The organism is Agaribacterium sp. ZY112, assembly GCF_041346925.1.
Lineage (GTDB): Bacteria > Pseudomonadota > Gammaproteobacteria > Pseudomonadales > Cellvibrionaceae > Agaribacterium.
In genome coordinates this window covers 1,390,997-1,411,650 of sequence record NZ_CP166840.1, presented here as the reverse complement: position 1 = coordinate 1,411,650, position 20,654 = coordinate 1,390,997, and the positions used below count along the sequence as shown (strand labels likewise).

14 protein-coding genes are annotated in these 20,654 nt (G+C 46.2%); 9 read left to right on the top strand and 5 right to left on the bottom strand.

Going from position 1 to position 20,654, the window contains the following annotated elements; genetic code table 11:
- Positions 1 to 92: 92 nt before the first annotated feature.
- On the bottom strand, positions 93 to 716 hold the full coding sequence (locus AB1S55_RS06235; RefSeq protein ID WP_370980935.1) for a bifunctional 4-hydroxy-2-oxoglutarate aldolase/2-dehydro-3-deoxy-phosphogluconate aldolase: 624 nt from the start codon (positions 714 to 716) through the stop codon (positions 93 to 95).
- A 189-nt stretch (positions 717 to 905) separates the two neighbouring features.
- Here AB1S55_RS06235 and AB1S55_RS06230 point away from each other — a divergent pair, with 189 nt between their 5' ends.
- Complete coding sequence (locus AB1S55_RS06230) at positions 906 to 1,511, top strand: GntR family transcriptional regulator (protein ID WP_370980934.1); 606 nt, start codon at positions 906 to 908, stop codon at positions 1,509 to 1,511.
- 49 nt (positions 1,512 to 1,560) lie between these two features.
- Here AB1S55_RS06230 and aldA read toward each other — a convergent pair whose 3' ends face one another.
- The 4 genes from aldA to AB1S55_RS06210 are packed head-to-tail and all read right to left on the bottom strand — an operon-like array spanning position 1,561 to position 6,008.
- Entirely contained in the window at positions 1,561 to 3,012 is a 1,452-nt protein-coding gene (aldA, locus tag AB1S55_RS06225; protein WP_370980933.1) for an aldehyde dehydrogenase, read from the bottom strand.
- A gap of 2 nt (positions 3,013 to 3,014) precedes the next feature.
- Positions 3,015 to 3,779 (bottom strand): 2,5-didehydro-3-deoxy-L-galactonate 5-reductase, encoded by a 765-nt coding sequence (locus AB1S55_RS06220; protein WP_370980932.1) that lies wholly within the window; start codon positions 3,777 to 3,779, stop codon positions 3,015 to 3,017.
- Positions 3,780 to 3,810: 31 nt separating this feature from the next.
- Complete coding sequence (locus tag AB1S55_RS06215; RefSeq protein WP_370980931.1) at positions 3,811 to 4,836, bottom strand: zinc-binding dehydrogenase; 1,026 nt, start codon at positions 4,834 to 4,836, stop codon at positions 3,811 to 3,813.
- A gap of 29 nt (positions 4,837 to 4,865) precedes the next feature.
- On the bottom strand, positions 4,866 to 6,008 hold the full coding sequence (locus AB1S55_RS06210; protein ID WP_370980930.1) for a mandelate racemase/muconate lactonizing enzyme family protein: 1,143 nt from the start codon (positions 6,006 to 6,008) through the stop codon (positions 4,866 to 4,868).
- A 427-nt stretch (positions 6,009 to 6,435) separates the two neighbouring features.
- Here AB1S55_RS06210 and AB1S55_RS06205 point away from each other — a divergent pair, with 427 nt between their 5' ends.
- The 8 genes from AB1S55_RS06205 to AB1S55_RS06170 all read left to right on the top strand — a co-directional run bounded on the left by AB1S55_RS06205 (position 6,436) and on the right by AB1S55_RS06170 (position 20,491).
- Complete coding sequence (locus AB1S55_RS06205) at positions 6,436 to 10,176, top strand: TonB-dependent receptor domain-containing protein (protein WP_370980929.1); 3,741 nt, start codon at positions 6,436 to 6,438, stop codon at positions 10,174 to 10,176.
- A 56-nt stretch (positions 10,177 to 10,232) separates the two neighbouring features.
- Positions 10,233 to 12,329: a hypothetical protein gene (locus AB1S55_RS06200; protein WP_370980928.1), complete on the top strand. Its 2,097-nt coding sequence runs from the start codon at positions 10,233 to 10,235 to the stop codon at positions 12,327 to 12,329.
- A 190-nt stretch (positions 12,330 to 12,519) separates the two neighbouring features.
- On the top strand, positions 12,520 to 13,467 hold the full coding sequence (locus AB1S55_RS06195) for a sugar kinase (RefSeq protein ID WP_370980927.1): 948 nt from the start codon (positions 12,520 to 12,522) through the stop codon (positions 13,465 to 13,467).
- 22 nt (positions 13,468 to 13,489) lie between these two features.
- Entirely contained in the window at positions 13,490 to 14,572 is a 1,083-nt protein-coding gene (locus AB1S55_RS06190) for a glycoside hydrolase family 117 protein (protein WP_370980926.1), read from the top strand.
- Between the two features lie 73 nt (positions 14,573 to 14,645).
- The gene (locus AB1S55_RS06185) at positions 14,646 to 17,003 is read left to right on the top strand and encodes a beta-galactosidase (RefSeq protein ID WP_370980925.1); all 2,358 of its coding nucleotides are present in this window, start codon (positions 14,646 to 14,648) and stop codon (positions 17,001 to 17,003) included.
- Positions 17,004 to 17,339: 336 nt separating this feature from the next.
- Entirely contained in the window at positions 17,340 to 17,576 is a 237-nt protein-coding gene (locus tag AB1S55_RS06180; RefSeq protein ID WP_370980924.1) for a hypothetical protein, read from the top strand.
- 358 nt (positions 17,577 to 17,934) lie between these two features.
- Positions 17,935 to 18,159 (top strand): hypothetical protein, encoded by a 225-nt coding sequence (locus AB1S55_RS06175; RefSeq protein WP_370980923.1) that lies wholly within the window; start codon positions 17,935 to 17,937, stop codon positions 18,157 to 18,159.
- Entirely contained in the window at positions 18,146 to 20,491 is a 2,346-nt protein-coding gene (locus AB1S55_RS06170; protein WP_370980922.1) for an alkaline phosphatase D family protein, read from the top strand. The genes AB1S55_RS06175 and AB1S55_RS06170 overlap by 14 nt, the downstream gene beginning before the upstream one ends.
- Positions 20,492 to 20,654 lie beyond the last annotated feature (163 nt).

Sequence of the window (20,654 nt, the reverse complement as noted above, 5' to 3'; positions counted from 1 at the left end):
AGTATAGTGCCTTTCTGGCTAACCCAGAACAAGTCAGCGCAATAAGAAAAATGCCTTAAGTATCAACGTTCACTTAAGGCATTGAGTACAGCTTAAGCGATGTGAGCTAGTGTCTGCTTAGCGCAGTCAGTAATTGCCGCCCAGTCTTCTGCTTGTACGTGCTTTTTCTCAGCCAGCCAAGATCCGCCAACACACATAACATTGCTCAGAGCCAAATAATCACGAACATTATTCATGCTAATGCCACCTGTTGGACAGAAGCTGATGTCAGGGAAAGGGCCACCAAAGGATTTCAACATTGGGATACCACCTGCAGCTTCAGCAGGGAAGAACTTAAAGCAGTCTAAACCATTTTCCATACCCAAAATCAGCTCTGAAGGTGTCGCAACACCAGGCAAGAATGCAATTTCAAGGTCTTTGCTCGCCGCTAATAAATTCTGAGTTAAGCCCGGAGAAATAGCAAAATCCAACTCTAATTTAGCCGCTCTAGCTAACTGCTCAGGGGTGCTAATAGTCCCAACACCGATGGCAATACCTTCTACTTCATTTTTGATGGTTTCAATTGCTTGCCATGCACAGTCAGATCGAAGTGTGATTTCTAATGCTTTAATACCACCAGCTTGTAAAGCGCGAGCCAAAGGTACGGCCTGCTCAATTGTTTCAATCACCATGACGGGCATCACACCCAAACCTTGATAATCCGCTTTTGTCATCATAATAAACACCTATATGTCATTTGAACGGCCACAGCCATCCAAGTAATAAAACTTAATAAACGCTCGTATTTTATTGCTATATGGCAATGTATGTTCTTGTTCTATCGCTAAAATTGTTAACGATATACAATTAACAAATTACCACGCTCAGCGAAGCGTCATAACTATTTAATAATTTGGTAAGGCCGCATGCGAGAAAAAAAGATCACACCAATACGCGAACAAATCGCTGATCAGCTCCGATCTGACATCATAAGTGGCGACCTGCAACCAAATACCAAGTTGAATGAGCAGAGTCTAGCTGACCGTTTTGGTGTTAGCCGCGGCCCTGTTCGCGATGTACTTATACAACTAACCAAAGAAGGTTTATTGGTTAGCAAGAGTAATTGCGGCGTTAGCGTTAACAGTAAGCTTGACCCTGAACTGCAAAAGCTCATGGTCGATATTCGTCGAACCATCGAAACATACGCAATTAAAAAACTCACGAGTGAGCTTAGCGATAACGATTTTACCAAGCTCGAAACAATACTTACTGAACTCGAACAAGCTTTTGCCAACGAAGATTTCCAACAAGTTACTCAAGTCGACATCGACTTCCATCACTTCTTGGTAAAACGCGCCGGTGGCGAAGAGCTTAGCAACCTCTGGTCACCCATTGTTATGCGTATGCGCATGGACTACAAACGCGTAAGCTCTTCACATGCCTGTGTGAGTGAACACCGAGCTATTTTGAACGCACTTAAAGAACAAGATAGCCGCGCTGCCGTCAACGCACTAAAAGCCAATATTAAATAGCCAAAAAAAAGCCGGTTATTGCTAACCGGCTTTGCTCGCTTAACGCGACTTATTTTACTTCTTTCAGGTAAACGGTTTTCTTCTCGAGATACTGCTCAAGACCAAACTTACCGTCTTCACCACCGAAGCCACTTTGCTTCCAACCGTTATGGAAACCTTGGTGCTGCTCACCCATACCACGGTTAACGTAAACTTCACCCACTTCTAGATCTTCAATAAAGCGATTGATGTCGTAGAAGTTTTTGCTGAATACGTAAGCGCTAAGGCCGTAGATGCTGTCGTTACAGAATTCGATCGCCTGATCGATATCTTTTACTTTAACGATTGGCAATACAGGGCCGAAGGTCTCTTCGTGAACGGCAATGTTGTCTTGCTTAACATCAACAAGAACCGTTGGCTCATACCAACAACCACCTTCCATACCGTCAACAGCAGCTGTTTTAGCACCTGTTGCAACCGTTGCGCCTTGCTTAATGCTTTCCTGAACGATGTGATCGATGTTCTCGATTTCACGCTGGTTACATTTAGGGCCCATTTGTGTGTCGCGATCCATTGGATCACCCACTTTAAGTGCTTTAACCGCTGGCAAAAACTTAGCCATGAAGTCGTCGTAGATACCTTCTTGAACGTACAAACGCTCAACACAAGTACAAACCTGACCACAGTTAGCAAAACGGCCCCAAAGAGCAGCCTCAACAGCCTGATCAAGGTCGGCGTCATTCATCACAACCATAGGCGCTTTACCACCTAGCTCCAACATAACAGGCGTCATGTATTCAGCACTGGTTTTGTAGATCATCTTACCGGCAACGGTAGAACCGGTCATGGTGATGAACTTAGTGATTGGACTTTCACACAAAGCCTGACCAACAACAGAACCGGAACCATTGATAACATTAAGAACACCAGCGGGGATACCGGCTTCGTTAGCAATACGACCCAGCTCGGTGGTCGCCAGTGGCGTTTCTTGAGTTGGCTTCAAGATGATGGAGTTACCCGTTACAAGCGCAGGACCAATCTTGCGACCAGCCAATGCTAGAGGGAAGTTCCAAGCAGTAATACCCACAACTACGCCGCGAGGTACTTTGTGGATGTAGATTTTTTCGTCTTCGTTATCAGAAGGCAGAATGTCACCTTCGATAGTCAGAGCCCAGTCGGCAGCGTAATCAATAAAAGTAGCCGTTACGTCTACTTCCATTTCAGCAACACTGATCAACTTACCTTGCTCAGCAACCAACATTGGCGCCAGGATGTCTTTATTTTCACGAATTTTGTTCGCAAAGTTACGCAAGATGCCCTGACGCTGACGCGCAGTCATTTTTGCCCACTTCTTCTGCGCAGCATTGGCCACTTCCAATACGTGCTGTGCATCTTCAGCACAACCTTTTGGAATCTGACCAATTTCTTCACCCGTTGCAGGGCTTTTAATTGAAATAATGCCATCAACTTTAGAGCTGACGTACTCACCACCAATAAAGTTTACATTGTTTTGAAAGTTCATAATTAGCGTCCCATCCAGCCGCCATCTACTAAGAGAGTGGCGCCATTTACATAGTTAGCAGCTTCAGAGGCCAAGAACACAGCTGGACCTTTGAAATCTTCAGGTTGACCCCAACGCCCCTGAGGAATACGACCAAGAATTGCATTGGCACGCTCAGCGTCGTTGCGTAGGGCTTCGGTATTGTCTGTTGAAATATAACCAGGAGCGATGGCATTTACGTTAACGCCTTTGCTTGCCCACTCGTTCGACAAAGCCATGACCAACTGACCAATAGCACCTTTACTTGCTGCATAACCTGGCACGGTAATACCGCCCTGGAAAGTAAGCAGCGATGCAGTGAAGATAATCTTACCTTCGCCACGCTCAACCATGTCTTTACCAATTTCACGGCTCAGTACAAATTGAGAATTCAGGTTGACGTCGATTACTTTATCCCACAAGTCATCACCGTGCTCTGCAGCAGGTGCGCGCAAGATAGTACCGGCGTTATTGACCAAGATGTCGATTTTAGGAAAGTCAGCTTTAACTGCGGCAACAAAGCCATACAAAGCATCACGATCACCAAAATCACACTGGTAAGCTTTAAAGTTGCGGCCAAGTGCCTTCACTTCATTTTCAACAGCAGAGCCTTCAAGCTCTAAACTTGCACTAACACCGATAATATCGGCGCCAGCTTCAGCAAGACCAAGTGCCATGGCCTTGCCTATGCCGCGCTTACATCCTGTAACTAACGCGACTTTCCCCTCTAAACTAAACTTCTCTAACATCTCTCTTTAAGCTCTCTCTCTAAGGAAGCAATTACGCTTCGTCGGTGCACTTAACCAGTGCTTTCATACCTTCTGGGTTTCCATCCATGCCTTCAAAAGCACCTTGGATGTCGCCTAGCTCAGTTACTGAAGAGATAAACGGCGCAAGGTCGATTTTCTTCTCAGCAACCAACTCGATAGCCCAGTCGTAATCAGCCGCTTCGTATACACGAGCACCTAACAACTCAAGCTCTTTCCAGAAGAATTTAAACAAATCAATTTCAGGCTTAGTGCTGTGGATCGCAACCATCACAATACGACCACGAACAGCGGCGATTTCAGTCATTGCATCGATAGCCGGCTTAACACCAGATACTTCAAAGACAACGTCTGCGCCAGCAGTGCCAGTCCACTCATCAACAACAGCAGCTAAATCTTCATCGATAGGGTTAACGGTTTTAACGCCCATTTTCTCAGCGAAAGCGCGACGGTTTTCGTTTGGCTCAGAAACCAATACTTCTGCACCCACACTCTTAGCAACAGCAGCCACCAATTGACCAATTGGACCGCCACCAAGAACGACGGCTTTTTCACCCGCTTTAAGACGTGAACGGCTAACGTCGTGAGTAGCTACAGATAAAGGCTCGATCAAAGCGCCTTCTTGCAAGCTTACGCCAGCAGGGATCTTGTGCAGAGTGCGTGACTTAACAGTCCAGTAGTTTTGGAAAGCACCCGCTGAATCAATACCCATAAACTTAAGGTTGTGGCAGATGTGAGTGTTACCGGCATTACACGCAGGGCAATCACCACACCAATCCAAAGGACGAACAACCACGTTTTCACCAATAGCGAAGCCTTCAACGCCTTCGCCAATAGCAACAACAGTACCTGACATCTCATGACCTGTGGTTTTAGGTGGTGCAACACGTGCATCCATCACACCGTGGTAGATGTGCATATCAGTACCACAAATGCCCACATAGCCAACTTTCAAACAAACTTCACCAGCTTTAGGCTCAACTTTAGTGCCTTCTACTACCTGAAACGATTTATTACCAATATATTCTGCCGCTAACATGGCTGTCTCCTATAAGAAATTTCTTAAAATTAGTTTGATTTAATCAAATGAGGCTTAATCAAATCTTCATCAAAGATCACACCGGTACCCGCCGTATTTGGCGCAACTGCACGCCCGTCCACGATACGTAAAGGCTGGGTGGTGTAATGCTCAATTGGGAAGCTGTGAACCTCAAGGTAGCCAGCATGAGGAATCGCCGACAGATAGCTTACATGTAACTCTTGCATACCGTGAGTACAAACTGGCAGGTTGTGCGCATACGCAAGCTCAGCCACCTTCATTAAACCGGTAATACCACCAATATTTGACGCATCCGGCTGCAAGAAACCTAACTTGCTGTAGTTCACTGCATGAGTGAACTCATGAATAGTGTGTAAATTCTCGCCCATAGCGAGAGGGATATTCGTTGCCTGAGCAATCTCAGCATAACCTTCAAAGTCATCTGGGATAGTTGGCTCTTCAAACCAAGTAATATCGTACTGCTCAATTTCGCGAGAAAAACGAATCGCAGTCTCACGAGTCATGCTGTAATTAGCATCAACCATAAAGACACGATCAGGGCCGATCAGCTCACGTACAGCCTTCACACGTGCAACATCTTCTTTATAGTTAGGTTTACCTACTTTGATCTTGACTGCTTCAAAGCCTTTATCCAAATAACCCTGGATATTCTGCAATAACTTATCTTCAGTGAAGTTTAAGTCGATACCACCGGCATAACACTTAGTAGTATTGCCGTGGGCGCCAATCACCTTCCACATAGGAAGCCCCATGCGCTTACAACGAATATCCCAAAGCGCAATATCAATCGTCGACATCGCAAAGCTAACCAAACCACCACGACCGATATAGTGAAGCTTCCACTGCATGGCTTCCCAGATCTCGTGAATGTCTGACGCATCACGACCAATCAACCAATCGCGGTATTCATCAAAGATCAGAGAGTAAATAGCTCGACCACCGGTACCGCCGGTATAGGTATAACCCACACCTTCAGTACCATCGACGCAGATAACACGAGTTAGAATAAGCTCGAAGTCAGTATGGGTGCCATGCTTAGCATCAGCTAGAGCTTCGGCAAGAGGGATGCGATAGTACTCGACTTTCACATCGGCGATACGGTGACCGGCCACACTGGCCAGGTCGCGTTCAGCGTTCACATCAAGGGACATAGGATTCACTTCTTTATATATAGAGTTGCCTGTGCAGCATTGTAGATTGTATACAATGCATGTCAAACCGCTATCAAGCACTGTTTTTTGATCAAGCCCAAGAAAGAGTCACCAAGCCCCACCACAAAAACAGCCCAACAAGAAAAACAAGCCATCAAACACCCTAACAAAGCGTATTTACAAAGCCTACAAAAGCCGCCAAGGCCCGCCGCTAAAGGCCCCAAGACTAATATGTAAACACAACAAGCAGCCCTCGTTCTAGCGACAATCGACTATTGACAACACACCCTATTTGCAAGACCATGACTGAGCCAATCTCTACCAAACCGCCCGTCGGATCGCAGATTGGTACATAAAATTACAGGGCACGCCAGCCAAATAGAGCTAGACGTGCACATAAAAATAAAACCAAGTGGAGAGCTTAACGATGTCTATCACCTCTCATCGCTATAAGTTGACTGCCCTCTCGGCAGCGATTATGGCGGTTAACGGCGTAGCCTATGCACAAGAAGGCGATGCTGGACTAGAAGAAGAACTGATTGTCACCGGTATTAAAGGCGCGATGATGCGCTCAATCGACGATAAACGTGAAGCAAAGAACATTGTTGACACGATTAACGCCGAAGACATGGGTAAAACAACGGACCAAAACATCGCCGACTCACTAGGCCGTGTAACGGGTGTAACCGTAGTTAGCCGTAACGGTGAAGGCTCACAGATCACCGTTCGTGGTGCATCAGCAACCCAAAACCAAATCACCTTAAACGGTCAGACCTTAACCTCTACCGACTTCAACCAAAGCGTAGATTTAAGCTCTTACTCTTCAGATATTCTTTCAAAACTAGAAGTTGTAAAAACACCTAGTGCCGATCACGACGAAGGCTCATTGGGCGCAAGTGTTAACCTAGTTACGACCCGCCCACTAGATATCGCTGAAGATGTACTTACCGCCACCATTCAAGGTAACTACAGTGACTTTAGTGAAGAACTGGACCATAAACTTCAGTTCTCTGTGTCTAAGAAATTCTTAGATGACACCTTAGGTGTAACAGCAACCATCGTTGATGAAACCAACACCTACCGTAAAGACCAGCTTCGCATTTCCGATTGGCGCGCTACCGCAGACACCATTGACATAGCTCGAGATGAAAATGGCAATGCAGTGTCACAATTTTTAGCCTTGGAACCGCAAGACACGAACTACGAACTGAGTAAAAACACAAGTGACCGCCAAAGCTTTAATGCTGGCATCCAATGGGCTCCAAGCGATAAGACGGAGTTAATGTTCAACACTACTTATGCTGAACAAACACAGACTAACGACCTATACGGCGTTAGAAGCCGCACCCCAGATGCCAACCCAAATGCCGTTCAAGGCATGTATTTTGCTGGCTCAAACCAAGCAGGCTATGGTGATCGTCCCGCCCCAATGGCATTTAACGACCCCCAAGCGGATTGGTACGAAGTTGATACAGGCAACCGCACCCTAGTTAGCAAATTAGCGCGTGGCGGTAAAGGTGACTTGACCCGCTCAACAGGCGGAACCAAAAACGAAAACTTCAGTGCCACTCTAGATTTAAGCCAAGAACTGACCGACCGCTTCCGCTTGGACGCTAAAGTAGGCTACTCATCAAGTAAGTCTGAAAGCCTACCCAGCCTATACACCAATATGCAGAACTTCCTTCAAGTCGGCGACTTACTGCTGTCAGAAGTTGGCCCTGATATTGAACAAACAGGTTACGTAAAAGACGGCGATAAGTACGTCATCGTAGCTGGCCAAGGCATGATTGATTATGGAGAGCAGGACTCCGGCCAATACGAAGATGAGACCGGCGCTCTTCGCCCAGACTGGTGGGACAACACTATCACCACGGGCTTTAACCCTGCCGATACAAACTCCTTCCACCTCGGCTCGATTGTGGAAACCCAACGCACTGTTGAAGATACACTAGGTCAAGCTCAGGTTGATTTCGATTTTGATCTAGACTTCGCTGGTATGACTACTACCGAGTTTGGTGTCAAATACACCACTCGTGAAAAGAGTGTAGATGATCAACGCTTCACCTACTCAAGCTCTAGTGCAGCCGACCCGATCGTTGATGAAGATGGAAACGTTATTGGCATGCCTGGCGGCCCTCTAAGCGGCATTCGTGGTAATCTAATTGCTGATGAAAACGGCCTTCCGTATGACAACTTTATGGAAACACTCGGTTACGACCGCTCCAATGTCACTAACGGTTGGACCCCTATTGATGTATGGAAAGCTTGGGACCTAGTTGTATCCGACCCAGACAGCCAGCGCACCCCAAACAACCTAGAAACACGCTCAAGTCAAATTGATACAGGTGCGCTTTACTTAAAGCAGAACTTTGCCTTCTTTGATGACCGCCTAACAGGTGATATCGGTGTTCGTTATGTACGTACCGAGATCGAGAGTACCGGCTACGCGGGCATGACTATTTATGACTTCCCGGACAATTCAAACGAAAGTGAATTCGATCTAATGCAACTGCGCCAGTTGCGTGACACCAGCTTACCCGCTTGCCCTCAGCCAAATTGGAATGATGACGACGCGCAAGATACCGTTAATCTTCGTCAGGGCTTTGAAAACAAGTTCAATCGTGTTGACGGTATAGGCTGGGATACTAGTGTAGGCACTAGCTACGATGAAGGCACTGATACATGGACTATCGACCCTAGTCAGTGGACCCGTATTCCTGATGCAGGCCCATGTCATGACCCCCAGTATGCTGAATACGCACGCCTACGACTTGATGGTATAGATGACGCAGACCAAACCTTACCCACTATTAACTGGGCGACCATGTGGCGTTATGCCGATGTAGATTACAGCCGCGATAATGGCTGGGATTATACCGACGCACCCAACCCAACCAATATTACCTGGAACGGCACTGGCACACAGTTTGGTGATTTCACTGTTGCCAATCGACAAGACTTCACATCGGCCTACAGCCAAGAGCTTACAGACACCCATAGCTATAGTAATATACTTCCAAGCTTAAACCTGAATTTTGCAATTACCGATGACCTAATTGTCCGCGGTGCTATATCTCAAACCATGACTCGCCCAGAGATTGAAGACACCCGCGCAGGCTACCTAATTAACTCTCAAGCCTACTGGGCAACAGGCAATGCACAGGACGGCACTGTCGCCAATGTCTACAACACCCAACTTGAACCTCTTGAGTCAAACAATCTTGATTTAGGTGTTGAATGGTACTTTAACGATAGCTCCATGATCAGTGCAGCGCTATTCCATAAAGACATGTCCAACTTTACGGATACAGCAACAACAATCACCAAAATCAACGATCCTCGCAAGTTTGAGGATGGCCTCACTGGTGGTGAATTACCCCTAGCGGTAAATCTAGAAGACACCGAAAACGAAGACTATGGCCTTGATAACTGTATGGCTCTACGTGCAGTAACTGACTTTGCCTTTGGTTTTGGAGACGATACTCTATCGCACCTTCAAGATGATGCACGTAACAGTTGTGCCGATGCTCGCTATAGTCAAGTAATTAATGGCAAATCAGCTAAAATTACTGGCTTAGAGCTTGGTTATAGTCAAGCCTACGACTTCTTGCCAGGTTATTTCTTGAGCGGTTTAGGCGTAAATGCTAACTACACCTATCAGGACAGCGAATACGAACCTGATGTAGTTAACGGTATTGAGTCTCCAGGCCTACCGGTAGCTGAAACACCAGAACACACCTACAACCTCACAGCTTTCTGGGAGCAAGACGGACACCAAGTTCGCTTAAGTTATCGTGGCGCAACAGATTCACTTGTAGATAGGGACTGGAATGAACAAAATCTGCGGGGCCGAACTTGGAAGGGTGGCAGCCTTTGGAATGAAGGCCGCGATACTTTAGATTTAAGCGCAACCTATAATGTTAATGAGTATATGGATGTTACCTTCCAAGCTATTAACCTTACCGACGCAGCCTATCGCCAATACTTCACAAGCAGAACTGTACCTGTTGGTGCACCTGTACTTGATGCGGACGGCCAACCAACAGGCAGCTACCAAGAGTTCAACGAAGGCAATCCTCTTGAGGATAGCAGTGTATCGAAAGATCGTACCGTATATGAGTACAAAGTTGGTACCACCTTCCGCCTTGGTGTTCGCGTAAACTTCTAACAATAATTGGTCTGGACGCAAAAGCGTCCAGACATCTAGTAAGAGTGGTGTTTAAAATGAAAACATTCCGAAAATCCAAATATGCGTTAAGCGTTGCCACCTTGGCTACGTTAGCCGCCTGCGGTGGCGATGATGACAACAAACCTCAAGAACCTAATGTCGCTCCACAAATGGTAGCCGGCGAAAGTGCCAACCTAGTATTTGAAACATTAACTGAAGATGTCAGCTATGCATCCTACAAACTACTAGAAAATGTCTTCGATGCTAACGGCGACTTTCTTAAAGTTCAAAATATAACTTCGACAGGTAATACTGACATAGGCTTTAGCATCAACGAGTCACGTGTACATGTAGATATGACAGAGTTAGCTCCTATCCTTGATACTGGGGATATGATTACTGTTACCTACAACTTCGACATTAGTGATGGCACTGAAGTTCTCAACCGAACCTTCGAAATAACAGTTGAAGGTCGTGACTTCGCACCAGAGTTTGAAGATTTAGCGGTTGTATTTGCAGATTTAAGTCAAGCTCAAGAGCTAGACTTACTTACAGGTGTAACCGATGCAGATAACGAGGAACTTAGCACTAGTGACGTAGTCACCGATATGCCAGCAGATCGCTATACTGTTGAAGGTAATGTCATGACTATTGACACTACAGCATGGGCTGGTGAACTAGAAGAAGGTGAGACTGCAAATTATACGATTGATTACGTGGTGTCTGATCATAATCACGACCTTCCTCGCACAGGAACTATAATCATATTGAACGGTACAACCGAGCCTCTCCCTCCTACAGTTAAAAGCAATTACACCGCCAGCTTTGATACTGACGGAGACGTAACCACAGTTGATTTGGCAAGCCCAATATATGTTATCGAAGAAAACGGTGATCCTCTAACCATAGAATTTGATACCATAACTCCTGTAGGTGACGCTCCAGCAATCAAATTCACACGCTCTGCTGAAAATATTTTGCTTGTTGACCCAGTTGATTTCGCCCTTCATATGGATACTATCGATGCGACTGGCGTTTACCGTTATACCTATGACATTACCGATGGCGACAACCCAGATACTGGCGGTCACACCACCAATACTTGGTTTGAACTAACCGTGACTAGAAAGGCTAATAGTAATCTCATTGAGAACTATAGCTTTGAAGATGATGGATTCCCATTCTGGAGCACTGACGGCGGCTGGCAGCAGGAAGATGCAACAATGCCAACACATGGCACCGACACATTCATGAGCGGTGTAGCTCACATGGACAATGGTACTGTCGCTTTATGGCAAGACTTCTCCGTTAAAAGCAGCGCGAACTACTTTGTTCAATTTTCTGACTATAGCGCTGGCTGGCAAGCAATGGCAGCCGACCTTACTTGGGGAGCCGAGTCTTTCTACCGCTACTTTAAGCTACACCCTCCATTTGTTGGTGGCGCAGAGACCCCATTCCCTAGCTACAAGCTGCAGGCAATGTCTTTTACAGTTGGTGCAGACGAGTCTAATGACCGCACTCTTTCTTTCTACATAAACCAGTGGAAAGAGCTTGATGAGGTTTATGCGGGTCGCTTCTCAATCGACGGAAGCAATAATGCCGTTTATATGGCTGGCGCCACAAACTTTGACTTTGAAGACGGTATAGGAAACTGGGTTGCAAGCAGTGAAGAAGGCACGGCTCTAACAACCGCTGGCGACGAAGTTCTTGGTGGCAATCAAAGCCTTACTCTTACAGGCTGGAATGCTTTAACACTTACGCTACCTGCAGGCACTATTGAAAATGGAAAAACATACTTACTTTCATTTGATGTACGTGTTCTGACTAGTGATGGTGACGGCTCCAACAACCCTATGGCAGCCTATATTGCAGATGCCGCAGATGACCAAGTAACCGTTTTTGCTGATAAAGCTGACTTTGAGTTACTTGCACAGCCGCGTATGCGCAATTTCTTCCCTGAAGACGCAAACGTCACACCAGGAAAGACTATCGCCACGACCAAGTATGAACAAATTATCGATGTAGATCGGTTCACCACTGTTACTGACTGGGCAAGTCGTACGGTGAACCTAACTATCTCGCCAAATCTTTGGACTCCAGATAAAAAGATTTCAATCGATAACGTAATGCTTGTTGAAGTTCAACTAGACTAACCTCCAGCTTTACTGCGGAGCTCGCTCCGCACTCTCCACATTAGCCCCTTTGGCAACAACCAAAGGGGCTTTTTTGTGCCCAATCAATCTAGGCGCCATCCTGCTACTTTAGTGTGCCAAGCTACATTGTTAACAATCTGCACTTAAGCTATATTGAGGCACGAAATTTTCAGCTATAAAAGAAGCCCTCATGCCTAATCTCGTTATTTTTGGCGAAACTATGGTAGAGCTCAGTAAAGCTACAGATGAGCTCTATAAAAAAGGTTTTGCAGGTGACGTTCACAGCGTCGCTCTCTATCTAAAACGCGCCGCGCTTGCGGAAGATGTCAAAGCTTACTTAATGTGTGCCTGTGGCCAAGACCTCAGCGGCGATCAACTAATTGATACCTTGCACGAGCAAAATATTCAAAGTGACTTAACCTTGCGTCACCCCGATCGCACTATTGGCTTATACATGGTCAATACTGACGCTAATGGCGAGCGTAGTTTTGATTACTGGCGCTCTACTTCAGCAGCAAAAGAAACACTGGAGTTACTTGAGCAACAAGGTAATAACAAACTTTTAGACCTCAAACCAGACGTCTTCTTTTTCTCCGGCATTACTCTGGCAATCCTGAGCGATGAAAGCCGCTCTAAGCTTTGGCCTTTACTTGAGCAACTGCGTGAGCAAGGTTGTGACATTCTGTTTGATCCGAACTATCGCGCCCGCTTGTGGAATAACGACCTAGATAAAGCTCGCGGTGAATTCGAAAAAGCCTTCAAGCTAAGCACCACCCTATTACCTAGCCTTGAAGACGTAGAAATGCTTTACGGCATTACTAAGTTTGAAGCCAGTGCCAAGAAGCTACTGGAACTGAACCCAACTGCAACACTGCTTATTAAAGATGGCCCCAACGGCATGCTGTATCGTGATGAGAGTGAGCAATTCCACCTTACCGTAACACCGGTAGAAAAAGTGGTCGATACCACCGCAGCCGGAGACAGCTTTAACGGCAGCTTCTTGGCCGCACGCGCAATGGGTAAAGATGTACGAGAGTCACTTACATTTGCGGCGGCGATTGCAGCCGAAGTCATTCAGCATCGCGGTGCAGTTATTCCACTTGAGCCCTATACTCAAGCCCGTGACGCAGCACTTTAATTTGTCAAAAGAGATTTAAAGAATGGAAAAGAAACTCAGTAAAGCCAGCTTGCGCGCCATTGAGCGCGGCTACGATGAAAAAGGCCCAGAGTGGGTAATCGAGTTTAAAGTTGAAGAACTTGGCGGTGACTTTGCCTACGAAGAGGGTGTAATTCGCCGCGACCCAACAGCGGTTATAAAAGTAGATGATGTTTATCACTGCTGGTATACCAAAGGCGAAGGCGAAACGGCAGGTTTCACCGGCAACCCAGAAGACAAAGTATTTCCCTGGGACCTAACTGAAGTTTGGCATGCCACCTCTAAAGATGCTTATGAGTGGAAAGAAGAAGGGCCAGCAATCAAGCCTGGCGAAGCAGGTCGCTTTGACGACAGAGCCTGTTTCACTCCAGAAATACTTGCTCACGAAGGAAAGTATTACTTGGTTTATCAAACCGTAAAAGCGCCTTATCTAAACCGCACGATTGAAGAAATTGCAATCGCTTGGGCGGATAGCCCTTACGGCCCCTGGAACAAGAGTGATGCTCCTATCTTGAGCCCTTCTACCGGCGGCAAATGGAAAGGCGACGAAGATAATCGTTTTATTGTTGAAGAGCGTGGAGATTTTGATAGCCACAAAGTACACGACCCATGCTTGATGCACTATCAAGGTAAGTTTTACCTGTATTACAAAGGTGAAACCATGGGAGAAAGCATGAACTTTGGTGGTCGCGAAATCAAACACGGTGTTGCTATCGCCGACAATATTCTCGGACCTTATACCAAGTCTGAGTACAATCCGATTTCTAACTCAGGCCATGAAGTTGTTGTATGGGAGTGGAATGGCGGTATGGCCTCTTTATTAACAACTGACGGACCAGAGAAAAACACCTGCCAATGGTCCGAAGACGGTCTAAACTTTGACATCATGAGTCACATTAAAAGGACTCCAGAAGCTATTGGCTTGTATCGAGAACAAGGCTACGAAAGCGCCAAAGACCCAGTTCATGGTATTTCTTGGGGCCTATGCCACAAGTACGATGCAAATTTTAACTGGAACTATATTTGCCGCTTTAAAACAAAGCGCCAGATCCTAGAGCCAGGAACCTTTCAAAACCAAGGTTCCTAACTACGAGCCATAGGCAATAAATTTAAAACACGTAGTTGTAAGACCCAGGAACTCAACATAAAAGGCTGATGCCATGAAAAACTACAAACTCAAGGCTTTGTCCGCTGGCGTACTGCTTTGCAGTAGCCTGCTACTAGGCGCTTGCCAAGAAACCAAAACCGATGATGCGGCAGTTAAGCAACACGAAGTATTAGAAACCCTCTATAGCTTCGATGCTGACACTATCCCATCAGACGTGAAGTTTATTTACGGTAAAGGGGAATTAATAGAAGACCCTAGCGGTAAAAGCCATGAGCTTCGCGTCAAGCTAGACAGCAAAAAGAATGCTTACGCTAATGTCCACATTCAACCAGAAAAGCCTTGGGATTGGAGCCAATACAATGACTTCAGCCTAGCTATTGATGTTGGTAACCTTGGCGACGTCAGTGCTCAGATCTACGTTGATATCACCGATATTGACGGTGCTAACTACACTCGTACCATTGCCGTTCCTGTAGGCCCTGCCGAAACTTATTACGGTAAAATGCGTGGCCATGACTTAGGCACGCCAGATGGTGATGTGAATGTTGAGCTGAACTTTGAATCAGGCCTTCGTTCTAACCCCCCAACATGGAATGGTTATGACGATAATATCTTTGTCTCTCTTTGGGGGAAAAAGAACTTAAATACCTCAGGTATTGTTCGTATTGCACTGAGCGTACAGAGCGCTTTACGTGATAAAGAGTTCACCATTGATAATGTTCGCCTGATCAAAAACCCAAAACAAGACCCTAAATTCTTAGTTGGCATTGTTGATCAATACGGCCAAAACGCTAAAAATGAATTCCCAGGTAAAATCCACAGCGACGAAGAAATGCTCGCCCAACGCGATTCAGAGCTTAAAGCGCTTAAAGCCGGTAAACCCAAAGATCGCGGTAAATTTAACGGCTGGACTGCAGGCCCTAAACTCAAAGCCACTGGTTATTTCCGCACCGAAAAAGTCGATGGCAAGTGGTACTTAGTTGACCCTGAAGGCTACCTCTACTTCGGTACTGGTATCGATATTATTCGCTTGTCGAACTCAACCACCATGACCGGTTATGATTTTGACCCTGATAAAATTAGACAGCGTAGCGCAGATGATTTAACCCCTGAAGATTCGGAAGGCCTCAACCGCGCTCCAGATGCCGCCATCCCTACTCGCCGCGTTGTTAGTGACATGCGGGCCGATATGTTTGAGTGGCTTCCAGATTACGATGAGCCTTTAGGTAAGCACTTCGGTTACCGCCGCGAAGCCCATAGTGGCCCAATGAAGCATGGCGAAGTTTATAGTTTCTACAGTGCCAACCTTGAACGTAAATATGGTGCTAACGGTGCCGACTACATGGAGGAATGGCGTAAGGTTACCGTTGATCGTATGTTGAACTGGGGCTTCGCTGCCTTAGGTAACTGGACTGACCCTAGCTATTACGACAATGATCGTATTCCTTTCTTCGCCAACGGCTGGATCATCGGTGACTTTAAGACCGTAAGCTCCGGAAATGACTTCTGGGCTCCCATGCCAGATGTATTTGACCCCGTCTTTGAAGAGCGCGCTTACGCGACTGTTCGCCAAGTTGCTGCGGAAGTTAAAGGTACGCCTTGGTGTGTAGGGGTATTCATTGATAATGAAAAGAGCTTTGGCCGTTCAGAAACTCATGAAACTCGCCTAGGTATTGTTATTCACACTCTTGGACGTGACGGTAACGATGTACCGACCAAGGCCGAATTTACTCGTTTAATGAAAGAAAAATACGGCAGCATCGACAAGCTAAACAAAGCCTGGGGCAAAAACCTAGGCAGCTGGGATGACTTTAATAAAGGCGTAGACTCAAGCTTTGTTAACAAAGACGCTCAAGTTGAGGATTACCAAGTTCTATTACACGCTTATGCAACTAAGTACTTCGCTACTGTGAACAAAGCGATGAAAGAGCTAATGCCAAACCACCTCTACCTTGGCTCGCGCTTCCCTGACTGGGGCATGCCTATGCCTGTTGTCAAAGCTGCGGCAGAAAATGTCGACGTAGTTAGCTACAACAGCTACAAGGAAGGTTTACCTGAGAAAAAATGGAAGTTCCTTGCTGACCTAGATATGCCTAGCATTATTGGTGAATTCCACTTTGGTACACTTGAATCAGGTCTTTATCACCCAGGCCTTATTCACGCAGCCAATAACGAAGATCGCGCCCGTGCTTACACCGAGTACATGCACAGTGTAATCGACAACCCTTATATGGTTGGTGCTCACTGGTTCCAGTATATTGATTCGCCCATTACTGGCCGTGCTTACGATGGTGAAAACTACAATGTAGGTTTTGTCAGCGTTGCCGATGTACCTTATGCACCAATGGTAGAAGCTGCTAAAAAGCTACATAACAATATGTATGAGCGTCGCTACAACGATAAAAAGTAAGCGTAAAAATTAACAAAGCGTAAATACCTAAAAGCCAATCAAGCCCTAGGGCCTCTGATTGGCTTTTTTTATAATTACTTGTCGAGCTAAAAAAACACAAACAAGAAACCACAACAAATAAAAACTTAGCATAGTTACTCTGCTAACTAGCTATCAAATCGTATTCAATACAGCAGCATTAATAATGCTCGACTATATTAGTAGCTAATAAGAAAAATTGGTTGTTTAGCCACCCCCAAATGCTGATACAAAGCCCTAGTAGAATTTTTCAACTTAAGTAAATCAAAGATCAGGAACACCGATGAAACATCGAAGTTTTCTTAGTATAAGTGCCGCATGCCTTGGCGTTGCGCCGCTGGAGTAGGTTTAAGCGCCTGTAAAGAAACGAAGCTACCTGCCCCGAGTGATAAAATCACACTAGATCAAAACGTAGAACGCCCATGGCTAGGAGCTGATTTTTGGGCCAACCGCCTGCAAGATTGGCAGCTCAACAACGGCCGAATTGAATGCCCGCGAGGCGAGATGAGTTTTGAAGGGCGTACGTACCACAGCCATCCTTACTCGCGAGCTTAACAAAAGTGGTAATACAGCACGTATACGTGTCAAACTAGGTCTGATCACACCAAAGCAAAACAGGGTAGCGGGTTTTATACTAGAAGTAGTTGCAGAATTTTATGCCGGTGCGGCTATTACGGTATGTGCCTGTGTCATGTAACAACCGGCGATCATCAAAGAAAGCATTGTAGTTAAGGAGCCCAACAGGGAGCTTAAGGCTACTTAGCCCCTCCCTCCCCCAACTAAAAAGACTGGGCTACGTTGGCAGCACTATTAACCTCCCAAAAAATCTCACGCCCGAATAAATAAAGCGCCTCGCCAACAGCATCCGACGGACGTCCGATCGGACAAACCGAGCACCACCAAGCCCCTCATATTGAATGACAAACCAAGCCTGTACTCACTTTCCACGCAAAATAAGCGTATTTATACAAGAATAAAAACCGCTAAAAGTATTAAATCTCAAATCAGAGAGCTAATACTGCTTGGCGCGCTTTTTGCCATTTTAGTATTAGAAAAAAATAAAGCGGCCACCAAGGCCAATTCAAACAACCCAACAAGGGTTGAGATTAAATCAGGACAAACACATGAAACGCCGTAGTTTTTTAGCTGTTAGTGCCGCAGGAATAGGCACTGCCGCAACAGGCATCAGCCTCAGTGGCTGTAAAGAAAATCAAGCACAAGGCCCTAAAAACAAAATAGACCTCGATCAAGCCGTGCACCGCCCTTGGCTCGGTAATGACTTCTGGGCCAACCGCCTGCAAGATTGGCAGCTTAATAATGGCCGTATTGAATGTCTGCGCGGCGAAGAAGGCATAGAGGGGCGCACAGCAGCCTTGCTAACTCGAGAGCTACAAGCCGGTAATAGCCAAGGTCGTATTCGAACTAAATTGGGCCTCATTACACCCGGTAAGCAAGGGGTTGCGGGCTTTTTACTTGGCGTCGGCGAAGGCAAGCTCGATTACGCAGGCGCAGCTTTAGCCCAGCGTTTTTCCGGTGTTAATGGCGGCATAGCCGTACTGGTCAATGAGCAAGGAAAGCTCAGCATCGATAGCTTTAACGAAATCAATAAACCACTGCATTACGCTCGTGTAGACCGAGGCCCTCAAGCCAGTAAAGGCATTGGCTCGATCGCAGCAGGGGAATATTGGTTAGATTGCTTTTTGGAAGCGAGTGTCTCTGACCAACATAAAATAATCGTGACCCTGTCAAACGCTCAAACAGGCGAAGAGTTAGATAGACTCGAACAAGATAAAATTCCTTCGGCAAAGCTGCAAGGTGGCCTGATGCTACTTAGCTCCACTCCAGCCAAAAAAGCTGGGGCCCGCTGGTGGTTTAGTGATATTGCAACTGAGGGCGACAAAATCCGCGTTCATCCAGAACGCGGACTCGGCCCCGTCATGGGCTGCATGTACAGCCTCAATCAAAGTGTACTGAAATTGAGCGTGCAGTTTATGCCAATTGCTGTCGAGCCTACAGGGACAGCTCGCCTCGATTATAAAATGGAAGGCAGCAGTGAGTGGCTACAAGGCCCAGAAGAAGAAATAGGCAATGGCTATAGCGCGCTCTTTCGACTGAACAGCTGGAACACTCAAAAGGCTGCAGCCTACCGTATTGTTTATCAAGGTCGTGTCGTTTTTGATGGCACTATTGTCAAAGACCCTGGTGCAGATAAAGAACTTAATATCGCCCTCTTCTCTTGCATTACTCCAAGTTCAAATAGCTTAGATAAAAGCCATTTGACCAAGATCATCCCTGAAGAAACCACATACGGTCGCTATACACCTGAAAATATTTGTAACCCCCATAGAAGCACAACCGCTTATTGTGCAAGCCATAAACCCGACCTCTATGTTTTTTGTGGCGACCAATATTACGAAACCTACCCCACCCGCTATGGCCGTGATACTGACGACGCCAAACTTGACACCCTATATCGCTGGTACATGTGGTATTGGACCTTCCGCGAGGCAGTGCGCAATACCCCAAGCGTCATGCTTGCTGATGACCATGACGTCTTACAGGGTAATCTCTGGGGCAACTCGGGCCGCAACTCCGACATGCCCAAAGAAGAAGATGGGGGTTACAAATGGAATAAAGACTTAGTGCGCATGGTTTATCGCATGCAACACGGACACAATCCTGATGCCTACGACCCAGAGCCCATTAAATATAATATTCCAGTTACTTATGGTGCCTTTATTTACGGCGGAGTAAGTTTTGCACTAGTGGAAGATCGAAAATTCAAAACGCCCCCCGACTACGAAGGCGATCCCAAAAGCAAAACAGGTATTTTATTAGGTCAGCGACAGGAGGACTTCCTCAAAGCGTGGAAGGATATGCATAAAGGCCTCCCTAAAATACTCATTACAGCTTCAGTCTGGGGCTCAGCGCAAACAGGCCCCGATGGTAAAGGCTTGTTAGACTACGACGCCAACGGCTATCCAGCTGATGGTCGCACCCGAGCGGTTAAACTGGTAAAAGACACCGGAGCTATGGTACTCACTGGCGACCAACATCTAGGCATGGTGTGCCGCCAAGGCGTAAACAGCTTTGACGACGGACCTCTGTTTTTTGCAGGCCCAGCTGTACAAAGCATTTGGCAACGCTGGTTTGAAGGCGGTGGTAAGCTTGCAAATCAACGCAATGGTGACCCTAACACCGGTGACTTCACCGATACTTTTGGCAATAAAATGCGTATTCTTGCCGTCGCCAACCCCCCAATATCTCACGCAGATTATCAAGACGACAACACCATCGAATGGGGTAAGTTTCTTAATGATAGAAAGTTAAAGTCTGAGGGTTATGGTATCGCGCGTATTAACGCCAATAGAGAAGACTATATATTAGAGTGCTGGCCTCACGACGCTGATCCAAGTAAAGATCAACAATTTTCAGGTTGGCCCTACCAAGGTAAGTTCGATAAGGTCTAAGTAGCCATCACTAAGGGCTCAGTTATAAATAGCAGTAACTGAGCCCCTACATGATAAAATTACCACAAGCACAAAAACCAATAAGATAAGCTTCAAAGTAAATACTTACCCAAATAATCACTGAGCCCTGCCTCTAACTACAAATATTGCTTGGCCCACAACA